The sequence below is a fragment of the Pseudomonas sp. MOIL14HWK12:I1 genome, from assembly GCF_000510705.1.
Classification (GTDB): Bacteria; Pseudomonadota; Gammaproteobacteria; order Pseudomonadales; family Pseudomonadaceae; genus Chryseomonas; species Chryseomonas oryzihabitans.
Genome location: NZ_AZNY01000003.1, coordinates 36,725 through 60,371 on the forward strand (window position 1 = coordinate 36,725; position 23,647 = coordinate 60,371).

Sequence of the window (23,647 nt, forward strand, 5' to 3'; positions counted from 1 at the left end):
GATGCGTTCTGAAGAGGAGAACTGACGGCTACAGCAGATGAGAAGACGGCCCGCTGATGGGGTCGTGGGCTGGAATCTAGCACCTGCACCTGTGCTCGTCCAGCCGTCCAGGCATAAAAAAGCCCCGCATGGCGGGGCTTTCGACTGGCTGACTCAGACGTTGGCGTCGAGGAAGGCGGCCAGTTGCGACTTGGACAGGGCGCCGACCTTGGTGGCCTCGACCGCGCCGTTCTTGAACAGCATCAGGGTCGGGATGCCACGCACGCCGTACTTCGGCGGGGTGTCCTGGTTTTCGTCGATGTTCAGTTTGCAGACCTTGAGCTTGCCTTGGTAGTCCTTGGCGATCTCGTCCAGAACCGGGGCAATCATCTTGCAGGGACCGCACCATTCGGCCCAGTAGTCGACCAGCACGGGGCTGTCGGACTTCAGCACGTCCTGCTCGAAGCTGGCGTCGCTGACGTTGGTGATGTATTCGCTCATTGACTCTCTCCGAATTCGGGTGCGACTTGAAGTACGCCCATGATAGCCCTGCTGCCGTCACTTCGAAAGCATTCGAACATTGATGGTGGCTATGACCGGCATTGATGTTAGACCGCAGGTACCGGGAAAGGGGTTCCACTGCGCAGCGCCGCATTGCGGATATGTTCGCGCATGGCCTTTTGCGCGGCCGCGGGCGAGCGGCGGCTCAGCGCCCTGAGGATCCGCCGGTGTTCCTGCCAGGTTTCCAGGGCCCGCTCGGGGCGCACGAAGGGCAGTTTCTGGCTTTCGTGGAAACGCTCGGGGCTGCTGGTGATCACCGCGAGCATGGCCGGATTGTCCGCGGCCAGCAGCAGTTGGCGATGGAAATCGAAATCCAGCACGGCGGCCTCTTCCAGCTCGTTGGCCCGCAGCGCCCGGTGCAGGGCGGCGAGATTGACCTCCAGGCGATCCAGGTCGGCGGCGCCCAGGGTGACGGCGGCGAGGCCGGCCGCGAAGCCCTCCAGGGCGAATCTCAGCTGGAAGACATGGGCGGCGGCGACCTCGCCGGCGAAGGGCCAGTGTCCGTCCGTCGCGCCCGTCGCTTCCTGCACATAGACCCCGCGCCCGGGCTGGACGCTGACCAGGCCCAGGGCACTGAGGGTGGACAGCGCCTCGCGCAGGGAAGCGCGACTCACCCCCAGCCGCTCGGCCAGCTCGCGCTGCGCGGGCAGCGCCGCGCCGGGGGCATAGCCTTCGGTCTCGATCAGCCGGCGAATGGCGTCGACGGCATATTGGGGTACGGCACGGGTGGCAGCGAGGGGCATGGCGTGGTCAGGCCAGTCAGTCCGGAAGCTTGCCTTTTATGCCCAATTTCCAGCGACTTCAAGTGCAGCCCCAAGGCAGAGCACGCTGCCATAGCCGCGCACCAAAGCGGCTCACGGCAAGCGGAAGTTCAGGGTGCTGAGCGGGACAACTGTTCAGACCAGTAAGACCAATCCTCAGGCCAGACGGCCCTTGCACCCGTCTGGCAGGGGACTGGCACATGAAATGCACTGGGCAGAGCCATCCCTTCCTGCTTTCGGAGTCTCGTCATGCTCAAGCGCTGGACCGCCCTCTCCCTGCTCGCCCTGGGCCTGACCGCCCTGCACACCTCCGCCCAAGCCGATCAGCTGGCCGACATCCAGCAGCGCGGCGTGCTCAAGGTCGCCGTGCCGCAGGACTTCCCGCCCTTCGGCTCGATCGGCCCGGATCTCAAGCCGCGCGGCCTGGACATCGACACCGCGCAACTGATGGCGGACAAGCTGAACGTGAAGCTGGAAGTCACCCCGGTCAACAGCACCAACCGCATTCCCTTCCTGACCACCGGCAAGGTCGACCTGGTCATCTCCAGCCTGGGCAAGAATCCCGACCGCGAAAAGGTCATCGACTTCAGCAAGCCCTATGCGCCCTTCTATCTCGGCGTCTTCGGTCCCAAGGATGCCGCCATCAGCACGCCCGAGCAGCTGGCCGGCAAGGTGATCTCGGTCACCCGCGGCTCCATCGAAGACCTGGCGCTCACCGACGTGGCGCCGAAGGACAGCGTGATCAAGCGCTTCGAAGACAACAACTCCACCATCGCCGCCTACCTGGCCGGGCAGTCCGAGCTGATCGCCAGCGGCAGCGTGGTGATGAAGGTGATAGGTGCGCGCAATCCGGCCAAGGAGCCAGTGCTCAAGGTCAAGCTCAAGGATTCGCCGGTGTACGTGGGCATCAACAAGAACGAGCCGGCGCTCAAGGCCAAGGTCGACGCCATTCTCGACGCGGCCCGCGCCGACGGCACCCTGAGCAAGAACTCCGAAAAATGGCTGGGCGATCCCCTGCCGGCCACTCTCTGAGGATCGACGCGCCATGGCGTATCAGTTCGACTTCCAGCCCGTGCTCGCGCAGAGCGACCTGCTGCTCAAGGGGGCGCTCTACACCCTTGAGCTGACGGTGATCGGTGGCTTCTTCGGCATCCTCATCGGCATCGTCGGCGCCACCTGCCGCGCCTGGCGCCTGAAACCCTTCGCCCAGGCCTTCGGGGTCTATGTCGAACTGATCCGCAACACGCCCTTCCTGATCCAGCTGTTCTTCATCTTCTTCGGCCTGCCCTCCATCGGGGTGCGGATCGAAGCCGGCCAGGCGGCGGTGCTGGCCATGGTCATCAACCTCGGCGCCTACTCCACCGAGATCATCCGCGCCGGCATCCAGGCGATCCCGCGCGGCCAGCTGGAAGCGGCGGCGGCCCTGGCCATGACCCGCTTCGAAACCCTGCGCTACGTGATCCTGCGCCCGGCGCTGGCCAAGGTCTGGCCGGCGCTGTCGAGCCAGGTGGTGATCGTGATGCTGGGCTCGGCGGTCTGCTCGCAGATCTCCACCGAAGAGCTGACCTTTGCCGCCAACTTCATCCAGTCGCGCAATTTCCGCGCCTTCGAAACCTATCTGCTGACCACCCTCATCTATCTGCTCATGGCCATCGGCGTGCGGCAGGCACTGCACTGGCTGGGCGTCTTTTTCATCGTCAGGAGGCGCTGATGGACTTCACTCTCGCCGACATCCTGCGCAGCCTGGCCAGCGGTCTCGGCCTGACGCTGCTGCTGTCGCTGGCGGCCTTCCTCTTCGGCGGCCTGGCCAGCGTGCTGGTGCTGCTGGCGCGCAACTCGACGCTCCGGCCGCTCCGCCTGCTGGCGCGCGGCTACATAGAGCTGTTCCAGGGCACCCCACTGCTGATGCAGCTGTTCCTGACCTTCTTCGGCCTGTCGCTGCTGGGCCTGGAAGTCCCCGCCTGGCTGGCCGCCGGCCTGGCCCTGACGCTGTTCACCAGCGCCTATCTCGCCGAGATCTGGCGGGGCTGCGTCGACGCCATTCCCCACGGCCAGTGGGAAGCCTCGGAAAGCCTGGCGCTGACCCGCTTCGAGCAGTTGCGCCACGTGATCCTGCCCCAGGCCCTGCGCATCGCCGTGGCGCCCACCGTGGGCTTCTCGGTGCAGGTGGTCAAGGGCACCGCAGTGACCTCCATCATCGGCTTCACCGAACTGACCAAGATCGGCGGCATGCTCGCCAACGCGACCTTCCAGCCCTTCACTGTCTACGGCCTCGCGGCCCTGGGCTATTTCATCCTCTGTTATCCGCTGTCGCTGGCCGCACGCTGGCTGGAAAGGAGACTGCATGCCGCTGCTTAGAGTGACCGCCCTGCACAAACACTATGGCAACCACCATGTGCTCAAGGGTATCGACCTGACCGTCGAGGAAGGCCAGGTGGTGGCCATCATCGGCAAGAGCGGCTCGGGCAAGAGCACCCTGCTGCGCACCCTGAATGGCCTGGAATCCATCAACGACGGCGTCATCGAGGTGGATGGCGAATACCTGGACGCCGCCCGGGTGAATCTCCGATCGCTGCGGCAGAAGGTCGGCATGGTCTTCCAGCAATTCAACCTCTTCCCGCACCTGACCGTGGGCGAGAACGTGATGCTGGCGCCCCAGGTGGTCAAGAAGACGAGCAAGGACGAAGCCCGCGCCCTGGCGCGGCAGATGCTCGAACGGGTCGGCCTGGCGGAGAAATTCGACAGCTATCCGGATCGCCTCTCCGGCGGCCAGCAGCAGCGGGTGGCGATCGCCCGCGCCCTGGCCATGTCGCCCAAGGTGCTGCTCTGCGACGAGATCACCTCGGCGCTGGACCCGGAACTGGTCAACGAGGTGCTGATGGTGGTCAAGCAACTGGCCCGCGAGGGCATGACGCTGATCATGGTCACCCACGAGATGAGATTCGCCCGCGAGGTCGGCGACAAGCTGGTGTTCATGCACCAGGGCAAGGTGCACGAAAGCGGTCATCCCCAGGAGCTGTTCGCCCATCCGCAGACGCCGGAACTGGCCCAGTTCATCGGCCAGGTGGCCTCCTGAGGCGGAAAAACCCTATTTTTCCTGCCACTTTGCGCAACCGTAACCGCTGTGCGCTTGAAGCCGCCACCGGCTAGCTGGCACGATGGCGCGGTTTATCGCCGAGAGCCTCCAGATGCAGCCTTCGCCAGCCGAACCCCACGAACTGATCGCCGCGATCGACCTGGGCTCGAACAGCTTTCACATCGTCCGGGCGCGCCACTCCCACGGGGAAATCCGCATCCTTGAGCGGTTGGGCGAAAAGATCCAGCTGGCCGCCGGTCTGGACGAGTCGCGCCTGCTCAGCGAAGAGGCCATCCAGCGGGGCCTGGACTGCCTGCGCCGCTTCGCCCAGCTGATCGCCGGCATGCCGCGCGGCGCCGTGCGGGTGGTGGGCACCAACGCCCTGCGCGAGGCGCGCAACCGCGCCGAATTCATCCAGCGCGCCGAGACCGTGCTCGGCCATGCGGTCGAGGTCATCTCCGGTCGCGAAGAGGCCCGTCTCATCTACCTGGGCGTGTCCCACTCCATGCCCGATGTGCCCGGACGCCGCCTGGTGACCGACATCGGCGGCGGCAGCACCGAATTCATCATCGGCCAGCGCTTCGAGACCCTGCAGCGCGAAAGCCTGCAGATGGGCTGTGTCAGCTTCACCAAGAGATTCTTCGCCGACGGCAAGATCACCGCCGCCCAGTACGCTCGCGCCTATACCGCCGCCCGCCTGGAACTGATGAACATCGACCAGGGCCTGCGCGAAATGGGCTGGCACCAGGCCCTCGGCGCCTCCGGCACCATCCGCGCGGTGGCCCTGGCGATCCAGGCCGCCGGCCGCGGCAATGGCGAGATCACCCCGGACGGCATCGAATGGCTCAAGCGCAAGCTGCTCAAGCAGGGTGACATCAACCTGCTCAACATCGACGGCGTGAAGCCGGATCGACGCGCCATCCTGCCAGGCGGCCTGGCCATCCTCGAAGCCCTGTTCAAGGCCCTGGAACTGCAGGAGATGCATCTCTCCGAAGGCGCCCTGCGCGAAGGGGTGCTCTACGACATGATCGGCCGGCACAGCCACGAAGACGTCCGCGAACGCACCCTCAACGCCCTGGCCGAGCGCTACCACGTCGATCAGCGCCATGCCGAGCGGGTGGAAAAGCGCGCCCTGAAGTCCCTGGCACAGGTCGCCGAGGCCTGGGCCCTGACCGACGAGAACCATGCCGAACTGCTGCGCTGGGCCGCGCGCCTGCACGGCGTCGGCCTGGACATCGCCCACTACCAGTACCACAAGCACGGTGCTTACCTGATCGAGCACTCGGACCTGCCCGGCTTCTCCCGCCGCGATCAGCAGGCCCTGGCACTATTGGTGCGTGGTCATCGCCGCAACATTCCGCTGGAGCGCCTGCAGGAGCTGGGCCCGGAAGGCGAGCCGCTGCTGCGCCTGACGCTGTTGCTGCGCTTCGCCATCCTCTTCCACCACATCCGCCACAAGAGCATTCCGGACGTGCAGCTCAGCGCTGGCGAGCGTAGCCTCGATGTGCAATTCCCCGATGGCTGGCTGGCGGAAAACCCCCTGACCCAGGCCGACTTCGAGCTGGAAGCCCAGTGGCTGGAGCGGGTGGGGTATCGGTTGAGCGTACGCTGAGGGGATTTTTCGTAGGTTGGGTTGAGCGGGAGCGAAGCCCAACGCCCTGGGTTTTAGCCTTTCACGGCACTAGCTGATTATCGTGCTCTGCTGATGGCTCTTGTTTCGCCCACCCGGGCGACTCACTTTTGCCAATCGCGGCTGCGCGCCTCGGACAAAAGTAAGCAAAAACGCTTGCCCCAGACATCCGGCCCTCCGCTGCGCTGCGGGTCTGCTCACGCCAGCGCCGTTCCGGGGTCGGCCTACACGGGCCGTCCATGGCCCGTTAGGCCTCTCGCCGCATCCATGCGGCTCGACCCACTCCACGACACCGGCGTTCGCCCTCCTGAACGAGGCGATTCGCCAGCCTGAAAATGTTAGTTGAATAACCCGTAGCGTGGACAACGGCGAAGCCTTGTCCACAGGGATCGGTGTTACGCGCCAGTGGAAAACGCTGCGCGGTTTTCCACGCTACAAACCTGTGAACCCCCAGGCATCAGGCTAGCGCCTGCCCCCATCGGTGAGGCCGAGTCCCGGTGTCGTGGCTGGGGTTGCGAGGCAGGACGCCGAGCAAGGCGCGAGGGGCAGGAAGCCCCTTCGTGCCGTGCCCCTGCCACGGCGCCGGAGCGAGGGAAACGTAGCGAAGCGGAGTAACAGCCGTAGGCTGGCCCGAAGGGTGAGCGAAGCGAATCACCCGGAGCGCAGCGGAGGGCCGAAACGTGGGGACAGCGTTTTTGGTTACTTTTTTCGCGTTTGAAAAAAGTGACTCGCCCGGGTGGGGGAAACAAAACCTATCAGCAAACCGCGATAATCAGCTTAGGCAGCTATAAGTCCAAACTCGAAACGTTGGGCTTCGCTATCGCTCAGCCCAACCTACAACGACTAGTCCTCCCCCTCTTCATCTGGCCCATCCACCTTCATGCCCAGCTCCTTGATCTTGCGGGTCAGGGTGTTGCGGCCCCAGCCCAGCAGCACGGCGGCGTCGCGGCGGCGGCCGGCGGTGTGCTTGAGGGCGGTCTCGATCATGATGCGTTCGAAGGCCGGTACGGCATTGTCCAGCAGGCTGGACTGGCCGCGGGTGAGGGCCTGGTCGGCCCACTGGCGCAGGGCCTGTTCCCAGTTGGCGGCGGGAGCGGCGTCCTGGGGCTGGTTGAGCAGCTCCGGCGGCAGGTCGTCGATCAGCACCTCGCGGCTGGAGGCCATCACCGTGATCCAGCGGCAGGTGTTCTCCAGCTGGCGCACGTTGCCCTGCCAGGGCAGGCCCTTCATGTATTCCTCGGTCTCGCCGCGCAGGGTCTTGGGCTCCACGGCCAGTTCCTGGGCAGCGCGCGCCAGGAAGTGGCGGGCGAGGGCGGGGATGTCCTCGCGGCGATCGGCCAGGCGCGGGATGTGGATGCGGATGACGTTGAGGCGATGGAAGAGGTCTTCGCGGAACTTGCCCTCGCGCACCAGGCCCTCCAGGTTCTGGTGGGTGGCGGCGATGATGCGCACGTCCACCTTGACCGGGGTGTGGCCGCCGACACGATAGAACTCGCCATCGGCCAGTACCCGCAGCAGGCGGGTCTGGGTATCGGCCGGCATGTCGCCGATCTCGTCGAGGAACAGGGTGCCACCGTCGGCCTGCTCGAAGCGGCCGCGGCGCTGGGCGGCGGCACCGGTGAAGGCGCCTTTCTCGTGGCCGAACAGCTCGGACTCCATCAGGTCCTTGGGGATGGCGGCCATGTTCAGGGCGATGAAGGGCGCCGCGGCGCGCGGACTGTGGCGGTGCAGGGCGTGGGCGACCAGTTCCTTGCCGGTACCGGATTCGCCGTTGATCAGCACGGTGATGTTGGAGTGCGAGAGGCGGCCGATGGCGCGGAACACCTCCTGCATCGCCGGCGCCTCGCCGATGATCTCGGGGGTGCGGGTCAGGTGCGCCGGTTCGGCGAAGCCCTGCTGCTCCTGGGCATGCTGCCCGGCGCGCTTGACCAGGGCCACGGCCTCGTCGACGTCGAACGGCTTGGGCAGGTATTCGAAGGCGCCGCCCTGGTAGGAGGCCACGGCGCTGTCCAGGTCGGAGTGGGCGGTCATGATGATGACCGGCAGGCGCGGGTGCATCTCGCGGATGCGTGACAGCAGGTCCAGGCCACTGGTCCCCGGCATGCGGATGTCCGAGATCACCACGTCCGGCTGCTGACGGCCGAGGCGGGTCATGACGCTGTCGGCGCTGTCGAAGGCGACGGTGGTCATGCCCTCCTGTTGCAGGGCTTTTTCCAGGACCCAGCGGATGGAACGGTCGTCGTCGACGATCCAGACGGTCTCCTGACGGCTCATGCGTACTCCTCGTTATTCCAGCGGCAGGAAGATGCTGAAGGCGGTGTGGCCAGGATGGCTTTCACACTCGATCAGCCCCTGGTGCTGGGTGATGATGTTCTGGGTGATGGCGAGCCCGAGGCCGGTGCCGTCGGGGCGACCGCTGACCATGGGATAGAAGATGGTTTCCTGCAGGTCCTGGGGGATGCCCGGACCGTTGTCGGTGATCTCCACCTTGCACACCAGGCGATGGCGGTGGTGGCCGATGGTGAACTGGCGCAGGGTGCGGGTTCTCAGGGTGACCCGGCCCAGGCGCAATTCGTTCTGCTGGGAGATGGCCTGCATGGCGTTGCGCACGATGTTGAGCACCGCCTGGATCATCTGCTCGCGGTCGATCATCAGGTCGGGAATGCTCGGGTCGTAGTCGCGCACCAGGTTGATCAGCCCCTGGCTTTCCGCTTCCACCAGGCTGCAGACGCGTTCGAGCACCTCGTGCACGTTGGTGATGGCCAGCTTAGGCAGCTTGTTGGAGCCGAGCATGCGATCGACCAGATTCCGCAGTCGGTCGGCTTCCTCGATGATGACGTTGGTGTAGTCCTTGAGCGCCTCTTCCGGCAGCTCGCGGGCCAGCAGCTGGGCCGCGCCACGGATGCCGCCGAGGGGATTCTTGATCTCGTGGGCCAGGCCGCGCACCAGCAGCTTGGTGGTTTCCTGCTTGGAGAGCTGGGCCTCTTCCTTGGTGATGCGCAGCAGCCGGTCACGGGGATGGACTTCCAGCAGCAGCAGGGTGTTGTGGCGATCCAGGATCGGGGTCACCGCATAGTCCACCGTGAGGCTGTTGCCCGAGGTGGAGATCAGCAGCGCCTCGCGCTTCGTGAAGGGGTGGGCATGGTCCACCGCCTGGCGCAGCGCCTGCAGGGCCTCGGGCGATTCGGTGAACAGCTCGCTGATGAACTGGCCATGGCTGCGCTGGCCGCTGATGGCCAGCAGCATCTCGGCCGCCGGATTCATGTACTCCAGACGCAACTCCGCATCCAGCAGGATGACTGCGGTGGTGAGGTTGTCGAGCAGGAGTGGGTGGATGACGTCGGTAGGCATGAGGGGCCACAGCGCTATAGGGACGATAGGAAAATGCAAGAAGCAAACCAAGACGCCCCGAGTTAGGGCAGATGGCTGAAACGTGCACTAACAGCCGCCGCACGCCGGACGGAGCTGCACAGGATTTGTATCAAGATGGTGCACAGTCAAAAAGCGCACCAAAAAGGTGCGCTATAGGAAGGGTAGCCAGGATTTCTTGGCTTCGGGCGGTTTCATGTCCAGCGGACATTCCGGCCGCTTGCCCCAGTCCTTGTCGCTGCAGGGATGGGCGCGGCGCTTCTGCTCCAGGGAGGGGCGCCGCAGATGGAAGGGCTGCGCCGGCGTCCGCTCCAGTACGTTGCCATCGGCGGCGAGGATCTCCGCCACCAGGCTGTGGGTGCCGCGGTCCAGGCCGCCCAGGGGAAACACCGGACTGCGTCCGGCGCCGGCTTCCCGGTCGTCCAGCAGCAGGCGGTAGCTGTGACCCGGCTGCAATTCCGGCTCGCTGACCAGGCTGACGATGAGTTGCCCTTCCTGATCGATCACCGTGGCATCGGGTTCGGGCACCAGAATGCGCAGCATCTGGTAGCGGAAGGGCGCCGCCTTGGGCGTCCTGGCCACCGGTGCGGCGGGGGTCGGACTCAGCTTGCGGGTCGGCTGGCCCTGCTGATTGAGGTTGTTGGGCACCGTGATCGGCACCTGGGTGGCCTTGACGCCCTTGGGCGGCTGGTCGGTGTAGACCCGATTGCCTTCCTTGTCGACATAGCTGTAGACCGCCGCCTGGGCGGGGAGCAGCAGGCAGAGCAGCAGCAGGGTCAGGAGCGCGCGCATCAACGGGCCGGGCTGTTGACGCTGATGCGCTGCACGGTCACGGTCTTCTCGGCGCTGGTCTGGACCACCTCGCCGTTGCCGGACAGCACCTGGGCCGCGAAACGGTGCTCGCCGCGATCCAGGTTGGCCACGCCGAAGCGGGTGCTCTGGCCGGGGCTGCCATAGGGGGCGCCGTCCACCAGCAATTGCAGCGACTGCCCCGCACCCAGGGCCGGTTCCAGGGATACGCCCACCGAGAAGGTACCGTTGTTGGCGCGGATGGCCTCATCGTCGGGCACATTGACCTCCAGGCGACTGAAGGCCGGGCCGGCGGGCGTCGCCGCCGCCGCAGGCGCACTGGGGATGGGCGGCGCCGGCCGTGGATTGTCCACGGTATTGGTGGGTGCCACCTGCACCGGCTTGGCATTGGCCGAGGGCTGGTCGCTGAACACCGTGTTGCCTTCGGCATCCACCGATTTGTAGATCGCGGCCTGGGCGGAGCAGGCGAGGCAGAGCAGACAGCAGGCAAGCAGGCGAGGCATGGCGGAATCTCGGCCGGGCAGTGGAGATCAAGGGTAGCAGGCGCGCCCGGTGCGCAGGTAGGCAACCTGGCCGCTATGCCCAGGCGTCGGTCGCGGCGGTTTTCCCAAGGCAAAAGAAAAGGCCTCCCGAAGGAGGCCTCTTTACCTTAATGCAGCGGGATCAGACGCTGTAGTACAGGTCGTATTCCAGCGGGTGCACGAAGGTACGCACCTTGATCTCTTCCTCGGACTTCAGCTCGATGTAGGCATCGATGAACTCGTCGGTGAAGACGCCGCCCTTGGTCAGGAACGCGCGACCGGCGTCCAGGGCTTCCAGGGCTTCCTTCAGGCTGCCGCAGACCTGCGGGATCTTCTTGCCTTCTTCCGGCGGCAGATCGTACAGGTTCTTGTCGGCGGCATCGCCGGGGTGGATCTTGTTCTGGATACCGTCCAGGCCGGCCATCAGCAGGGCGGCGAAGCACAGGTAGGGGTTGGCAGCCGGATCCGGGAAGCGGGCCTCGATGCGGCGGGCTTTCGGGCTCGACACATAGGGGATACGGATGGAGGCGGAGCGGTTACGGGCCGAGTAGGCCAGCATGACCGGGGCTTCGAAGCCGGGCACCAGACGCTTGTAGCTGTTGGTGGACGGGTTGGTGAAGCCGTTCAGCGCCTTGCCGTGCTTGATGATGCCGCCGATGAAGTACAGGGCGGTATCGGACAGACCGGCATAGCCTTCGCCAGCGAAGGTGTTCTTGCCATCCTTGGAGATGGACATGTGCACGTGCATGCCGGAGCCGTTGTCGCCGTACAGGGGCTTGGGCATGAAGGTGGCGGTCTTGCCGTAGGCATCGGCCACGTTGTGCACGACGTACTTCAGGGTCTGGGTCTCGTCGGCCTTCTTGACCAGGGTGTTGAACTGCACACCGATCTCGTTCTGGCCAGCGGTCGCCACTTCGTGGTGGTGGACTTCCACGACCAGGCCCATCTCTTCCAGGGCGTTGCACATGGCGGTACGGATTTCGTGGTCGTGATCGACCGGCGGTACCGGGAAGTAGCCGCCCTTGACGCCCGGACGGTGGCCCTTGTTGCCGGACTCGAAGTCGGCATCGGTGTTCCAGGAAGCCTGCTCGGAGAAGATCTTGAACATGGAGCCGGAGATGTCCGACTTGAACTTCACTTCGTCGAAGATGAAGAACTCGGGCTCCGGGCCGACGAACACGGTGTCGCCGATGCCGGTGGACTTCAGGTATTCCTCGGCAGCACGGGCGATACCGCGGGGGTCGCGCTCGTAGGGCTGCATGGTGGAGGGTTCGATGATGTCGCAGACCAGGATCAGGGTCGGCTCTTCGGTGAAGGGATCCAGAACGGCGGTGCTGTCGTCGGGCAGCAGGATCATGTCGGAGGCTTCGATGCCTTTCCAGCCGGCGATGGAGGAGCCGTCGAACATCTTGCCGTGGGCGAAGAAGTCTTCGTCCAGCGCGTCACGCGCCGGCATGGTGACGTGTTGCTGCTTGCCTTTGGTGTCGGTGAAGCGCAGGTCTACCCACTTCACGTCGTTTTCTTTGATCAGTTGAACAGCCTTCGACATGGTTTCCTCCAGAGGAATTTCGGCCGGGAGCGATTGGCGGTACTCCCGGTATCAGCTGTGCCCTTGAGGGGCGCTCCCGTACTGCCTGGTCAGCGACCGGCGTTCCACGAAAAGCGCCCTATGCTGGCCCAGGGGCGGCTGCCTCACAAGAGAGCAAGTTGTATGCCAGTGCCCCTAAATGGGCTGGAGGGCCGTCCTGGCGCCTGTCGTGCCGTTTTCAGGTCAATGGAGGCCGTATTCAGGCACCAATTTGGTGCGCTTAATTCGGCGGATGCACCTTAATGGCGCCTTGGGTGATTTTGTCGGGCGAATTCGAGTGCCGGGTGGTTTTCAGGTATCATATTCGCCCTTTTCTTTCGCGTTGCCCGCCCCCCGTTTCCCGCTCATGAAGCTCATCATCAAGGTCTTTCCGGAAATCACCATCAAGAGTCGCCCGGTGCGCAAGAATTTCATTCGCCAGCTGGTGAAGAACATTCGTGTCGTGCTGCGCGATCTGGATCCGGATGTCCGCGTGGAAGGGGTGTGGGACAACATCACCCTGGAGACCGCGCTCGACGAGCCGCGGCTGCTGGCGGAAATGAAGCAGCGCCTGGCCTGCACCCCGGGCATCGGCCAGTTCCTCGAGGTGCACGAGTATCCGCTGGGCGATTTCGATTCGATTCTCGAGTTGTGCGTACGCCACTTCGGCGAGCGCGTGCGCGGCAAGGTGTTCTCGGTGCGCTGCAAGCGCGCCGGCCGCCACGACTTCTCCTCGATGGACTTGGAGCGCCATGTCGGTGGTGGCCTGCGCGAACGCTGCGGCGGCGCCGGCATCGCCCTGAAGAATCCCGAGGTGAACGTTCGCCTGGAGATCCGCGACCAGCAGCTGTTCATCATCGACGAGCACCACGAAGGGCTGGGCGGCTATCCGCTCGGCGCGCTGGAGCAGGTGCTGGTGCTGATGTCCGGGGGATTCGACTCCACCGTGGCCGCCTACCAGATGATGAGACGCGGCATGGTCAGCCATTTCTGCTTCTTCAATCTCGGCGGGCGCGCCCACGAGCTGGGCGTGATGGAAGTGGCCCACTATCTCTGGGAGAAGTACGGGCGTTCCCAGCGCGTGCTGTTCATCAGCGTGCCCTTCGAGGAAGTGGTGGGGCAGATCCTCACCCAGTGCGACGACAGCCACATGGGCGTCATCCTCAAGCGCATGATGCTGCGCGCGGCCAGTCGCATCGCCGAACAGCTGCAGATCGAGGCGCTGGTGACCGGCGAAGCCGTCTCCCAGGTCTCCAGCCAGACCCTGACCAACCTGGCGGTGATCGACAAGGCCACCGATACCCTGGTGCTACGCCCGCTGCTGGCCAGCCACAAGCAGGACATCATCGATACCGCCCAGCGCATCGGCACCGCCGACTTCGCCAAGCACATGCCCGAATACTGCGGCATCATCTCGGTGAATCCCACCACCAAGGCCAAGGCCCTGCGGGTGGACCACGAGGAAGGCAAGTTCGACCTGGCGGTGCTCGACGCCGCCCTGGAACGTGCGCGCTTCATCACCGTCGACAAGGTGATCGAAGAGCTGGGCAAGGACGTGCAGGTCGAAGAGCTGGCACAGCCCTTGCCAGGTCAGATCGTGGTGGACATCCGCCATCCCGATGCCCAGGAAGACCAGCCGCTGGAGCTGCCCGGCATCGAGGTGCAGGCCATGCCGTTCTTCGCGCTGAACAGCCGTTTCAAGGAACTGGACGAGAATCGCCAGTACCTACTCTATTGCGACCGCGGGGTGATGAGCCGGCTGCACGCCCATCACCTGCTCACCGAAGGGCACGCCAATGTGCGCGTTTATCGTCCGGCCTAAGCAGCCGGGCCTGCTGGGTGGCAGTATCCGCCACCGCCCTCCCGACCTCTTCTAGCCCTCCGGCCACGTACCGGTCGGCCGCGTTTCGCGCCTTTGCAATCTCCGGCTGTCAGCCTGCTGGCTGAAGCTCCTTCATTTCTATACCGAGAACACCACTGTGATCGAGAATCTACGCAACATCGCCATCATCGCGCACGTCGACCATGGCAAGACCACCCTCGTCGACAAGCTGCTGCGCCTGTCCGGCACCCTGGACCGCAAAGAAGCGGAAAACGAGCGGGTGATGGACAGCAACGACCAGGAAAAGGAACGCGGCATCACCATCCTGGCCAAGAACACCGCGCTGAAGTGGAAGGACTACAACATCAACATCGTCGACACCCCCGGCCACGCCGACTTCGGTGGCGAGGTGGAGCGCGTGATGTCCATGGTCGACTCCGTGCTGCTGGTGGTCGACGCCCAGGACGGCCCCATGCCGCAGACCCGCTTCGTGACCCAGAAGGCCTTCAAGGCCGGCCTGCGTCCGATCGTGGTGGTCAACAAGATCGACCGTCCCGGCGCGCGTCCGGACTGGGTCATCGACCAGATCTTCGACCTGTTCGACAACCTTGGCGCCACCGATGAGCAGCTGGACTTCCCGATCGTCTACGCCAGCGCCCTGAACGGCATCGCCGGCCTGGACCACGAGAAGATGGACGACAACATGGATGCCCTGTTCCAGGCCATCGTCGACCATGTACCGGCTCCCCAGGTCGATCTGGACGGTCCCTTCCAGATGCAGATCTCCCAGCTGGACTACAACAGCTTCCTCGGCGTGATCGGCATCGGCCGTATCGCCCGTGGCCGCATCAAGGCCAACACCCCGGTCGTGGCCATCAGCGACGACGGCAGCAAGCGCAACGGTCGTATCCTCAAGATCATGGGCCACTCCGGCCTGCAGCGCGTGGAAGTGGCCGAAGCCGAAGCCGGCGACATCGTCTGCGTCTCGGGCATGGACGAGCTGTTCATCTCCGACACCCTGTGCGATCCGCAGAACGTCGAAGCCCGCCCGCCGCTGACCGTCGACCAGCCCACCGTGAGCATGACCTTCCAGGTCAACGACTCGCCGTTCGCCGGTCGTGAAGGCAAGTTCGTCACCAGCCGCAACATCAAGGACCGTCTGGACAAGGAACTGCTGCACAACGTGGCCCTGCGCGTCGAGCCGGGCGAGTCCGCCGAGAAGTTCAAGGTCTCCGGGCGTGGCGAGCTGCACCTGTCGGTACTGATCGAGAACATGCGCCGCGAAGGCTTCGAGATGGCCGTGGGCCGTCCGGAAGTGGTGATCATCGAGAAGGACGGCGAGAAGCAGGAGCCCTACGAGAACGTCACCATCGACATCGAAGAGCAGCACCAGGGCTCGGTGATGGAGCAGATGGGTCTGCGCAAGGGCGATCTGACCAACATGATCCCCGACGGCAAGGGCCGTATCCGCCTGGAATACACCATCCCGGCGCGTGGCCTGATCGGCTTCCGCAACAACTTCCTGACCCTGACCTCGGGCAGCGGCATCCTGACCTCGACCTTCAGCCACTACGGCCCGATCAAGGCCGGCGAAGTGAGCAACCGTCAGAACGGCGTGCTGGTGTCCATGGCCACCGGTACCGCCCTGACCTACTCGCTGGAAACCCTGCAGAGCCGCGGCAAGCTGTTCCTGGCTCCGGGCGACGAGATCTACGAAGGCCAGCTGTGCGGCATCAACAGCCGTGACAACGACCTGGTGCTCAACCCCACCAAGGGCAAGAAGCTGGACAACATGCGCGCCTCGGGCAAGGACGAAGTCATCGCCCTGGTGCCGCCGATCAAGTTCACCCTCGAACAGGCGCTGGAATTCATCGCCGACGACGAGCTGGTGGAAGTGACGCCCAAGTCCATCCGTCTGCGCAAGAAGTTCCTGAACGAAAACGACCGCAAGCGCTTCGAGCGTTCCAAGGTCTGATCCCGTCCGGGTGATGCAGGAAAGCGCCTTCGGGCGCTTTTTTGTTGCCGGTTTTTCAGAGCCTGCTACGCGCACGACTGGCGGCTCTGCTAGCGTTTATCCCACGGCCGCGCCATTCGGGACGGCCCCTTCTGCAGGATGCTGCCATGCTCAAGACTACCCTCGCCGCCGCCCTGACCCTGAGCGGTCTCAGCGTTTTCGCCACGGCCCAGGCCGCCGGTTGCGGCACGCCGCGCAATGCCTTCGATACCGTCTACTGCGCCAGCAACCTGTTCGCCCAGAGCGACAAGTCGCTGAACCAGACCTATGGCGAGTTGCGCAAGCAGCTGCCGGCCGATCAGCAGGCCGTGCTCAAACAGAGCCAGTTGGCCTGGATCAAGCAGCGCGACAGCCAGTGCGCCCGCGAGGAAGCCGATGGCTACTTCGTCAACCTGGATTGCGCCGTCAGCCTGACCGACAGCCGTCTGGAGGTGCTCAAGGAGCGCCTGCGCGAATGCGCCAGCACCGGTTGCGAGGCGGGCAAGCTGGGGCAGTGAGGTAGCTGGCGGGATAGGGGGCGCGCCGTTCCCTCACCCCAACCCTCTCCCGGGGGGAGAGGGGGCTATCCGGAACGGGCGCTTGGCGTCATCGCTCCGGAGAAAATCGTAGCCTGGAAAACGGCGCAGCCTTTTCCACTGGGCTCGCTGCCAGGGGGCCCTCACCCCAACCCTCTCCCCGGGGGAGAGGGGGCTATTCGAGCGGGCACTCGGCGTCATCGCTCCGGAGAAAATCGTAGCGCGGAAAACGGCGCAGCCTTTTCAACTGGGCTCGCTGCCAGGGGGCCCTCACCCCAACCCTCTCCCCGGGGAAGAGGGGGCTATCCGAGTGGGCGCTTGGCGTCATCGCGCCGGAGAAANTGCCCCTGCCACGGCGCCGGAGCGAGGGAAACGTAGCGAAGCGGAGTAACAGCCGTAGGCTGGCCCGAAGGGTGAGCGAAGCGAATCACCCGGAGCGCAGCGGAGGGCCGAAACGTGGGGTGTGCTTTCTTTTGCTTACTTTCTTTGCGCCGGGCGGCGATCCGCAAGCAAAGAAAAGTGAGTCGCCGGCCAGGCGAAACAAGGGCCATCAGCAAAACACGATAATCAGCTAGGGCACCCATACGCACAACGTGCACAGTTGAAGCCCCGCAACGTTGGGCTTCGCTGGCGCTCAACCCAACCTACGATCCTTCCCTACGGAGGCCAGACCTACGCCGCGAAAGGCGCAGGCCCGCCGCCCCTCAGCGCGTATTCACTACCGGACTGGCCAGCCGCTCCAGCAGCGTCGCCTGCACGCTGCGGGCATTCTGGTTGCCGGTGGGCGATTGGCGGATGTAGCTGCCGTCTTCCTGCAGCACCCAGGCCTGGGTGTTGTCGGTGAGGTAGCCTTCCAGCTCCTTCTTGACCCGGCTGATGAGCTTCTTGCCTTCCACCGGGAAGCAGGTCTCGACGCGCATGTCGAGGTTGCGCTCCATCCAGTCGGCGCTGGAGAGATAGAGTTTCTCGTCGCCACCGTTGAGGAAGTAGTAGATGCGGCTGTGCTCCAGGAAGCGGCCGATGATGGAGCGCACCTGGATATTGTGGGACACGCCCGGTACGCCTGGCCGCAGGCAGCACATGCCGCGCACCACCAGGTCGATCTTCACCCCGGCCTGGCTGGCCTTGTAGAGGGCGCGGATGACCTTGGGATCGGTGAGGCCGTTGACCTTGGCCATGATCTGCGCCGGCCGCCCTTCGCTGGCCGCCACCGCTTCGCGGTTGATCATCTCCAGCAGGTTCTTCTTCAGGGTGAAGGGCGCGTGCAGCAGCTTCTTCATGCGCAGGGTCTTGCCCATGCCGATCAGCTGGTTGAACAGCTTGTGCACGTCCTCGGTCAGGGCCACGTCGGCGGTCAGCAGGCTGTAGTCGGTGTACAGCTTGGCGTTGCCGGCGTGGTAGTTGCCGGTGCCCAGGTGGGCATAGCGGCGCAGCTCGCCATTCTCGCGGCGCAGGATCAGCATCATCTTGGCGTGGGTCTTGAAGCCCACCACGCCATAGATGACCACGGCGCCAGCCTGCTGCAGGCGGCTGGCCAGCTGCAGGTTGGATTCCTCGTCGAAGCGCGCGCGCAATTCGATGACCGCGGTCACCTCCTTGCCGCTGCGTGCCGCGTCCACCAGGGCGTCGACGATCTCGGAGTTGGCGCCGCTGCGGTAGAGCGTCTGCTTGATCGCCAGGACGTTGGGGTCCTTGGCGGCCTGGCGCATCAGGTCGATCACCGGGGTAAAGGACTCGAAGGGGTGCAGCAGCAGCACATCGAGCTTGCCCAGCACGTTGAAGAGGTTGTCCTTCTTCTGCAGGAGCTTGGGAATGGTCGGGGTGAAGGGGGCGTTCTGCAGCTCCGGGTGACTGTCCAGCCCGGTGATGGAGAACAGCCGGGTCAGGTTGACCGGACCATTGACCTTGTACAGCTCGCTGTCGCCCAGACCGAATTGTTTGAGCAGGTAGTCGGTGAGGTGTTTCGGGCAGATGTCCACCACCTCGAGCCGCACCGCATCGCCGTAGCGCCGCGAGAACAGCTCGCCGCGCAGGGCGCGGGCCAGGTCTTCGACGTCCTCGGTGTCCACCGAGAGATCGGCGTTACGGGTCAGGCGGAACTGGAAGCAGCCCTTGACCTTCATGCCGGGGAAGAGGTCATCGGCATGGGCGTGGATCATGGAGGACAGGAAGACGTAGTTGTCGCCGGGCCCGGCGACCTCCTCCGGCACCCGGATGATCCGCGGCAGCAGGCGCGGCGCCGGGATGATGGCCAGACCCGAGTCGCGGCCGAAGGCGTCCATGCCCTCCAGCTCGACGATGAAGTTGAGGCTCTTGTTCACCAGCAGCGGAAAGGGGTGGGTCGGATCCAGGCCGATGGGGGTGATGATGGGCGCGATCTCGTCGCGGAAGAACTTGCGCACCCAGGCCTTGATCTTGACGTCCCAGTAACGCCGGCGGATGAAGCGGATCTGCTGCTCGGCCAGGGCCGGCAGGAGCACGTCGTTGAGGATGGCGTACTGCCGCTCCACCTGGCCGTGGACGATGTCGCTGATGCGCGCCAGCGCCTGGTGCGGCAGCAGGCCGTCGGCGCCGGCCTGCTCGCGGGCGAAGGTGATCTGCTTCTTCAGACCCGCCACGCGGATCTCGAAGAATTCGTCCAGGTTGCTGGAAAAGATCAGCAGGTACTTGAGCCGCTCGAGCAGCGGATAGGATTCGTCGAGGGCCTGTTCCAGCACCCGGATGTTGAACTGCAGCTGCGACAGCTCGCGATGGATGTAGAGGCTGCTGTCATCCACATTGGCGGCAGGCACGCTGGGCGCGGCCGGCGCCTCGGCGGCAGGTGCCGGTCCTTCGGCGTCCAGCGCCAGCGTCTCTTCCGCGGTCTCCAGGGACTCGGCGCTGACGGGCTGTTGCAGATCGGTTTCGACGAAACCCTGGCTACTCATTGAAGCTCCTTAGGAACGCGAAGGCCCCTGGCGAAGTTGTTGGGCGGCGCGTTTGGCGAAATAGGTGAGGATGCCGTTGGCCCCGGCGCGCTTGAAGGCCAAGAGCGATTCGAGGATGACGGCGTCGGACAGCCAGCCGTTCTGGATCGCGGCCATGTGCATGGCGTACTCGCCACTCACCTGGTACACGAAGGTCGGCACGCGGAATTCCTCGCGGACCCGGCGGACGATGTCCAGGTAGGGCATGCCCGGCTTGACCATCACCGAGTCGGCGCCCTCGGCCAGGTCGCCGGCGATCTCGTGCAGCGCCTCGTCGCTGTTGCCCGGATCCATCTGGTAGGTGGCCTTGTTGCCCTTGCCCAGATTGGCGGCCGAGCCGACGGCGTCGCGGAACGGCCCATAGTAGGCGCTGGCGTACTTGGCCGAGTAGGCCATGATCTGCACGTTGTGATAACCGGCGTCTTCCAGGGCCGCGCGGATGGCGCCGATGCGACCGTCCATCATGTCCGAGGGGGCGATCACCTGGGCCCCGGCAGCGGCATGGGACAGCGCCTGCTTGACCAGCACCTCGACCGAGACGTCGTTGAGCACGTAGCCGCGCTCGTCGAGGATGCCGTCCTGGCCGTGGGTGGTGAAGGGATCCAGGGCCACGTCGGTGATCACCCCCAGCTCGGGGAAATGCTCGCGCAGGGCGCGGGTGGCGCGCTGGGCGATCCCGTCCGGGTTGTAGGCCTCGGCGCCGTCCAGCGACTTGCGCTCGGTGGGGGTGACCGGGAACAGGGCGACCGCGGGAATTCCCAGCGCCACCAGCTCGGCGGCCTCTTCCAGCAGCAGGTCGATGGACAGCCGCTCGACGCCGGGCATCGAGGGGATCGCCTCGCGGCGGCCTTCGCCATCGAGCACGAATACCGGCAGGATCAGGTCATCCACCGTCAGCACATGCTCGCGCATCAGGCGACGGGAAAACTCGTCGCGGCGCTGACGGCGCATGCGAGTGGCAGGGTAGCTACGGTTGATGGGTGTAAAACTCACGATCGACTCCCAGACCCGGATCACGGGTCAGTGTGATGGGTTATAGGCCACAATCATGACCGATTGGTAACAGCAGATGACAATATGGAGTGCCTATAGGTCCTATCCAAGGCAGACGCCGGCTGGACCCGGCGTGACACAGGGTCGCAGTGAAATCCCTGCCTGACCGTCTGGCGCCCGGCGGACGGAAGTCCGTCACACTTTCTTTCCAGACGCCAACCGGGGTAGGCTGCGCCATCTTTATTCATCTCGTGTAGCGCCGAATGCTCCAACAATTCCTCCATGATTTCGGCTATTTCGCCCTTTTTCTCGGCACCTTTTTCGAGGGCGAAACCATTCTGGTGTTGGCCGGCTTCCTGGCCTTCCGCGACTACATGAACATCCAGACCGTCATCCTGGTCGCCTTCTGCGGCAGCTACGCCGGCGATCAGCTCTGGTACTTCCTCGGCCGGCGCCACGGGCGCAAGCTGCTGGCGCGCAAACCCAAGTGGGAAGCCGCCGGCGAAAAGGCGCTGGCGCACATCCGACGCCATCCGGACCTCTGGGTGCTGAGCTTTCGCTTCGTCTACGGCCTGCGCACGGTGATGCCGGTGGCGATCGGCCTGTCGGGCTATCCGCCGGCGCGCTATCTGATCCTCAACGGCATCGGTGCCATCGTCTGGGCCACGGTGCTCGGTTACGCCGCCTATCATTTCGGCGCCGTCCTCGAAGGGGTGCTGGGCAATCTTAAGCGGTATGAATTGATGGTGCTGGGCGGCCTGGTGGTGATCGGTCTGCTGCTCTGGCTGTGGCGTCGCAGCCGGACGCCCAAGGCCTGATGGCCAGGCAGCCCCTCACCCGGTACGTCCATCGAACGGATTAAAGGCCCGGCTGCCGCTGCCGATGCCCTGAGCAGCAACCCCTCCCAAAACCTCGTGTGCACGCTGGCGATTGAGCATGCTGAACTTCTCCACCCTGCTGCCTCCCGGCCATCAGATCCTGGCTGCCAACGAGTACGAAAGCCTGCTCGTGGTGCTGGCGTACCTGATCGCCAGCGCCGCCGGCTACACCGCCCTGGCCATGGCCGACTGGGTGACCAACAGTCGCTCCCGCCGCGGCAGCGAGCTGGCCAAGCTGATCGGTGCCGTCGCCCTGGGCGGGGGCATCTGGTCGATGCACTTCCTCGCCATGCTGTCGTTCAAGATCGGCATCCATGTGCACTATGCGCCCCTGCAGACCCTGGCCTCGCTGCTGATCGCCATCGCCGTGTCCTATACGGTCATGCACCTGATCGGGCGCGAGTCCCTGACCGCACCGCAATACGGGCTCGCCGCCCTCGCCGCCGGCCTGGGCATCGCGACCATGCACTACACCGGCATGCTGGCCATGCAGTCGGTGGCCGTGCAGCTCTATGATCCCCTGCTGGTGGTGGTTTCGGTGGTGGTCGCCAGCCTCGCCTCCCTGGGCGCGCTGCTGCTGGCCTTCCGCCTGCGCGGCAGGACCGGCCTCAGGACCTTCTGGCTGCGCCTGCTGGGCAGTCTGGTCCTGGGTTTCGCCATCGTCTCCATGCACTTCACCGGCATGGCCGCCCTCACCCTCGCCGTGCCTATCGGTTTCGAACCCGGCGGCCTGGCGGAAGCCAATCAGCACCTGGAACTGGGCATGGGCATCGCCCTCGGCACCCTGTTCATCATCATGGTCGGCCTGCTCGCCGCCTGGGCCGGCGAACGCTTCAATGCCCAGCGCCTGCGGCTGGAGCGGGTCTCGACCACCCTCGACCAGATCACCCTGCACGATCCCCTCACCCACCTGCTCAATGGCGGCAGCTTCATCCAGACCGTCGATCGAGCCATCGGCCAGGCGCGCACCGGTGAGCAGTTCGCCCTGCTGATGCTGGACATCGATCACTTCAAGCGCATCAACGACAGCCTCGGCCATGCCCTTGGCGATGAACTGCTGATCCAGATGGCGCAGCGGATCCGCGCGGTGCTCGATGACGACCTGCCGCTGGCCCGCTATGCCGGCGACGAATTCAGCCTGCTGCTGCCGCTCGGCCAGCGCGGCGACAGCCAGCCCCTGGCCATGCGCCTGCTGGAGCAGTTGCGACCGCCCTTCGAGCTGGCCGGGCAGCGCATCGCCATGACCTTCAGCCTGGGCATCGCCCACTATCCCCAGGACGGCGCCAACGCCGGCCAGCTGCTGCGCAGCGCCGGCCTCGCGGTCGGCCATTGCAAGCGCAGCGGGCGCAATCGCAGCCAGAGATTCACCACCGAACTCCAGCGCGACGCCGACGACCTGCTGAGCCTGGAGATGGACCTGCGCCAGGCCCTGGCCCAGGGCGGCCTGCACGTGGCCTACCAACCCATCGTCGACCCCGCCGGTGCGCCGGTGGCCCTGGAAGCCCTGGTCCGCTGGCAGCATCCGGTCCTGGGTCCGCTGAGTCCCGAGCGCTTCGTCCGCGTCGCCGAGGAAACCGGGTTGATCGCCGACCTGGATGGCTGGGTCATGCGCCAGGCCTGCGCGGACCTCGCCCAGCTGCACCGCGAAGGTCACGCGGCTCTGCGCGTCTCGGTGAATTGCTCGGCGCTCAATCTGAGCGATCGCCTCCTGCCCCAGTCCATCGCCCGGGCGCTGCAGGCCGAAGATCTGCCGGCCTCGGCGCTGATTCTCGAGGTGACCGAGAATGCCCTGATGCACAGCCTCAACGTGGCGGTCGAGGTGCTCGGCGAGATCCGGACCCTGGGCGTGCGGGTATCCATCGACGATTTCGGCAGTGGCTACTCGTCGCTGGCCTACCTGAGTCGGCTGCCGGTGGATTCGCTCAAGGTCGATCGCGCCTTCGTCCGCACCATCCCCAAGCAGAGCAACGACATGGCCATCGCCGCGGCGATCATCGCCATGGCGCACAAACTGGGCCTCAATGTGGTCGCCGAGGGGGTGGAAACCAGCGAGCAACGCCAGTTCCTGCAGGCCAACGGCTGCAACTTCATGCAGGGCTATCTGTTCGGCCGGCCCATGCCGTTGCCGCAGCTGCGTACCTGGCTGCAGCAACCCGCCCTCGCCGCCGTGCCCGCCTAGCAGGCC

The 23,647-nt window shown here is 65.1% G+C and carries 19 protein-coding genes; 10 read left to right on the forward strand and 9 right to left on the reverse strand.

The window, feature by feature from the left end:
* Window positions 1-153: 153 nt before the first annotated feature.
* Window positions 154-480, reverse strand: a complete 327-nt coding sequence (gene trxA, locus PSEK12I1_RS0100160; protein WP_017639417.1) for a thioredoxin TrxA — start codon at window positions 478-480, stop codon at window positions 154-156.
* 107 nt (window positions 481-587) lie between these two features.
* Complete coding sequence (locus PSEK12I1_RS0100165; protein ID WP_027600329.1) at window positions 588-1,283, reverse strand: FadR/GntR family transcriptional regulator; 696 nt, start codon at window positions 1,281-1,283, stop codon at window positions 588-590.
* A gap of 267 nt (window positions 1,284-1,550) precedes the next feature.
* Between PSEK12I1_RS0100165 and PSEK12I1_RS0100170 the strand changes: the two genes are divergently transcribed.
* From PSEK12I1_RS0100170 to ppx, 5 genes are all read left to right on the forward strand, one after another.
* A complete protein-coding gene (locus PSEK12I1_RS0100170; protein ID WP_027600330.1) occupies window positions 1,551-2,333 on the forward strand; it encodes a transporter substrate-binding domain-containing protein in 783 nt (260 codons plus the stop codon).
* A gap of 13 nt (window positions 2,334-2,346) precedes the next feature.
* A complete protein-coding gene (locus PSEK12I1_RS0100175; protein WP_027598186.1) occupies window positions 2,347-3,012 on the forward strand; it encodes an amino acid ABC transporter permease in 666 nt (221 codons plus the stop codon).
* Window positions 3,009-3,659: an amino acid ABC transporter permease gene (locus PSEK12I1_RS0100180; protein ID WP_169854531.1), complete on the forward strand. Its 651-nt coding sequence runs from the start codon at window positions 3,009-3,011 to the stop codon at window positions 3,657-3,659. The genes PSEK12I1_RS0100175 and PSEK12I1_RS0100180 overlap by 4 nt, the downstream gene beginning before the upstream one ends.
* Window positions 3,646-4,377, forward strand: a complete 732-nt coding sequence (locus PSEK12I1_RS0100185) for an amino acid ABC transporter ATP-binding protein (RefSeq protein ID WP_027598184.1) — start codon at window positions 3,646-3,648, stop codon at window positions 4,375-4,377. Before PSEK12I1_RS0100180 ends, PSEK12I1_RS0100185 begins: the two co-directional genes overlap by 14 nt.
* A gap of 112 nt (window positions 4,378-4,489) precedes the next feature.
* Window positions 4,490-5,989, forward strand: a complete 1,500-nt coding sequence (gene ppx, locus PSEK12I1_RS0100190; protein WP_027600331.1) for an exopolyphosphatase — start codon at window positions 4,490-4,492, stop codon at window positions 5,987-5,989.
* Window positions 5,990-6,850: 861 nt separating this feature from the next.
* Here ppx and ntrC read toward each other — a convergent pair.
* The 5 genes from ntrC to glnA all read right to left on the reverse strand — a co-directional run bounded on the left by ntrC (window position 6,851) and on the right by glnA (window position 12,256).
* On the reverse strand, window positions 6,851-8,281 hold the full coding sequence (gene ntrC, locus PSEK12I1_RS0100195; protein WP_007161316.1) for a nitrogen regulation protein NR(I): 1,431 nt from the start codon (window positions 8,279-8,281) through the stop codon (window positions 6,851-6,853).
* A 12-nt stretch (window positions 8,282-8,293) separates the two neighbouring features.
* A complete protein-coding gene (gene glnL / locus PSEK12I1_RS0100200) occupies window positions 8,294-9,358 on the reverse strand; it encodes a nitrogen regulation protein NR(II) (protein ID WP_027600332.1) in 1,065 nt (354 codons plus the stop codon).
* A gap of 171 nt (window positions 9,359-9,529) precedes the next feature.
* Window positions 9,530-10,168, reverse strand: a complete 639-nt coding sequence (locus PSEK12I1_RS0100205) for a DUF4124 domain-containing protein (protein WP_027600333.1) — start codon at window positions 10,166-10,168, stop codon at window positions 9,530-9,532.
* Window positions 10,168-10,689 (reverse strand): DUF4124 domain-containing protein, encoded by a 522-nt coding sequence (locus PSEK12I1_RS0100210; protein ID WP_027600334.1) that lies wholly within the window; start codon window positions 10,687-10,689, stop codon window positions 10,168-10,170. The genes PSEK12I1_RS0100205 and PSEK12I1_RS0100210 overlap by 1 nt, the downstream gene beginning before the upstream one ends.
* A 160-nt stretch (window positions 10,690-10,849) precedes the next feature.
* Entirely contained in the window at window positions 10,850-12,256 is a 1,407-nt protein-coding gene (glnA, locus tag PSEK12I1_RS0100215) for a glutamate--ammonia ligase (RefSeq protein WP_017639449.1), read from the reverse strand.
* 385 nt (window positions 12,257-12,641) lie between these two features.
* Here glnA and thiI point away from each other — a divergent pair, with 385 nt between their 5' ends.
* The 3 genes from thiI (at window position 12,642) to PSEK12I1_RS0100230 (ending at window position 16,607) form a co-directional block, all read left to right on the forward strand.
* Entirely contained in the window at window positions 12,642-14,096 is a 1,455-nt protein-coding gene (gene thiI / locus PSEK12I1_RS0100220) for a tRNA uracil 4-sulfurtransferase ThiI (protein WP_027600335.1), read from the forward strand.
* 157 nt (window positions 14,097-14,253) lie between these two features.
* On the forward strand, window positions 14,254-16,071 hold the full coding sequence (gene typA, locus PSEK12I1_RS0100225) for a translational GTPase TypA (RefSeq protein WP_027598212.1): 1,818 nt from the start codon (window positions 14,254-14,256) through the stop codon (window positions 16,069-16,071).
* A gap of 146 nt (window positions 16,072-16,217) precedes the next feature.
* A complete protein-coding gene (locus PSEK12I1_RS0100230) occupies window positions 16,218-16,607 on the forward strand; it encodes a lysozyme inhibitor LprI family protein (protein ID WP_027598213.1) in 390 nt (129 codons plus the stop codon).
* A gap of 722 nt (window positions 16,608-17,329) precedes the next feature.
* Here the strand turns inward: PSEK12I1_RS0100230 and ppk1 are convergent.
* Together ppk1 and hemB are read right to left on the reverse strand one after the other, a co-directional pair.
* Window positions 17,330-19,552, reverse strand: a complete 2,223-nt coding sequence (ppk1, locus tag PSEK12I1_RS0100235; protein ID WP_027600336.1) for a polyphosphate kinase 1 — start codon at window positions 19,550-19,552, stop codon at window positions 17,330-17,332.
* A 9-nt stretch (window positions 19,553-19,561) separates the two neighbouring features.
* Entirely contained in the window at window positions 19,562-20,584 is a 1,023-nt protein-coding gene (hemB, locus tag PSEK12I1_RS0100240) for a porphobilinogen synthase (protein ID WP_007161353.1), read from the reverse strand.
* 263 nt (window positions 20,585-20,847) lie between these two features.
* Between hemB and PSEK12I1_RS0100245 the strand changes: the two genes are divergently transcribed.
* On the forward strand, window positions 20,848-21,402 hold the full coding sequence (locus tag PSEK12I1_RS0100245; RefSeq protein ID WP_027598182.1) for a DedA family protein: 555 nt from the start codon (window positions 20,848-20,850) through the stop codon (window positions 21,400-21,402).
* A gap of 118 nt (window positions 21,403-21,520) precedes the next feature.
* Window positions 21,521-23,641 carry a bifunctional diguanylate cyclase/phosphodiesterase gene (locus PSEK12I1_RS0100250; RefSeq protein WP_081347913.1) on the forward strand — a complete coding sequence of 707 codons (2,121 nt, stop codon included), beginning with the start codon at window positions 21,521-21,523 and terminating at the stop codon, window positions 23,639-23,641.
* Window positions 23,642-23,647 lie beyond the last annotated feature (6 nt).

Excerpts from the sequence above, each read along its gene's own strand:
- trxA (WP_017639417.1), bottom strand. The coding sequence starts at position 480 with ATGAGCGAATACATCACCAACGTCAGCGACGCCAGCTTCGAGCAGGAC.
- PSEK12I1_RS0100165 (WP_027600329.1), bottom strand. The coding sequence starts at position 1,283 with ATGCCCCTCGCTGCCACCCGTGCCGTACCCCAATATGCCGTCGACGCC.
- PSEK12I1_RS0100170 (WP_027600330.1), top strand. The coding sequence starts at position 1,551 with ATGCTCAAGCGCTGGACCGCCCTCTCCCTGCTCGCCCTGGGCCTGACC.
- PSEK12I1_RS0100175 (WP_027598186.1), top strand. The coding sequence starts at position 2,347 with ATGGCGTATCAGTTCGACTTCCAGCCCGTGCTCGCGCAGAGCGACCTG.
- PSEK12I1_RS0100185 (WP_027598184.1), top strand. The coding sequence starts at position 3,646 with ATGCCGCTGCTTAGAGTGACCGCCCTGCACAAACACTATGGCAACCAC.
- ppx (WP_027600331.1), top strand. The coding sequence starts at position 4,490 with ATGCAGCCTTCGCCAGCCGAACCCCACGAACTGATCGCCGCGATCGAC.
- ntrC (WP_007161316.1), bottom strand. The coding sequence starts at position 8,281 with ATGAGCCGTCAGGAGACCGTCTGGATCGTCGACGACGACCGTTCCATC.
- glnL (WP_027600332.1), bottom strand. The coding sequence starts at position 9,358 with ATGCCTACCGACGTCATCCACCCACTCCTGCTCGACAACCTCACCACC.
- PSEK12I1_RS0100205 (WP_027600333.1), bottom strand. The coding sequence starts at position 10,168 with ATGCGCGCGCTCCTGACCCTGCTGCTGCTCTGCCTGCTGCTCCCCGCC.
- PSEK12I1_RS0100210 (WP_027600334.1), bottom strand. The coding sequence starts at position 10,689 with ATGCCTCGCCTGCTTGCCTGCTGTCTGCTCTGCCTCGCCTGCTCCGCC.
- glnA (WP_017639449.1), bottom strand. The coding sequence starts at position 12,256 with ATGTCGAAGGCTGTTCAACTGATCAAAGAAAACGACGTGAAGTGGGTA.
- thiI (WP_027600335.1), top strand. The coding sequence starts at position 12,642 with ATGAAGCTCATCATCAAGGTCTTTCCGGAAATCACCATCAAGAGTCGC.
- PSEK12I1_RS0100230 (WP_027598213.1), top strand. The coding sequence starts at position 16,218 with ATGCTCAAGACTACCCTCGCCGCCGCCCTGACCCTGAGCGGTCTCAGC.
- ppk1 (WP_027600336.1), bottom strand. The coding sequence starts at position 19,552 with ATGAGTAGCCAGGGTTTCGTCGAAACCGATCTGCAACAGCCCGTCAGC.
- PSEK12I1_RS0100245 (WP_027598182.1), top strand. The coding sequence starts at position 20,848 with ATGCTCCAACAATTCCTCCATGATTTCGGCTATTTCGCCCTTTTTCTC.
- PSEK12I1_RS0100250 (WP_081347913.1), top strand. The coding sequence starts at position 21,521 with ATGCTGAACTTCTCCACCCTGCTGCCTCCCGGCCATCAGATCCTGGCT.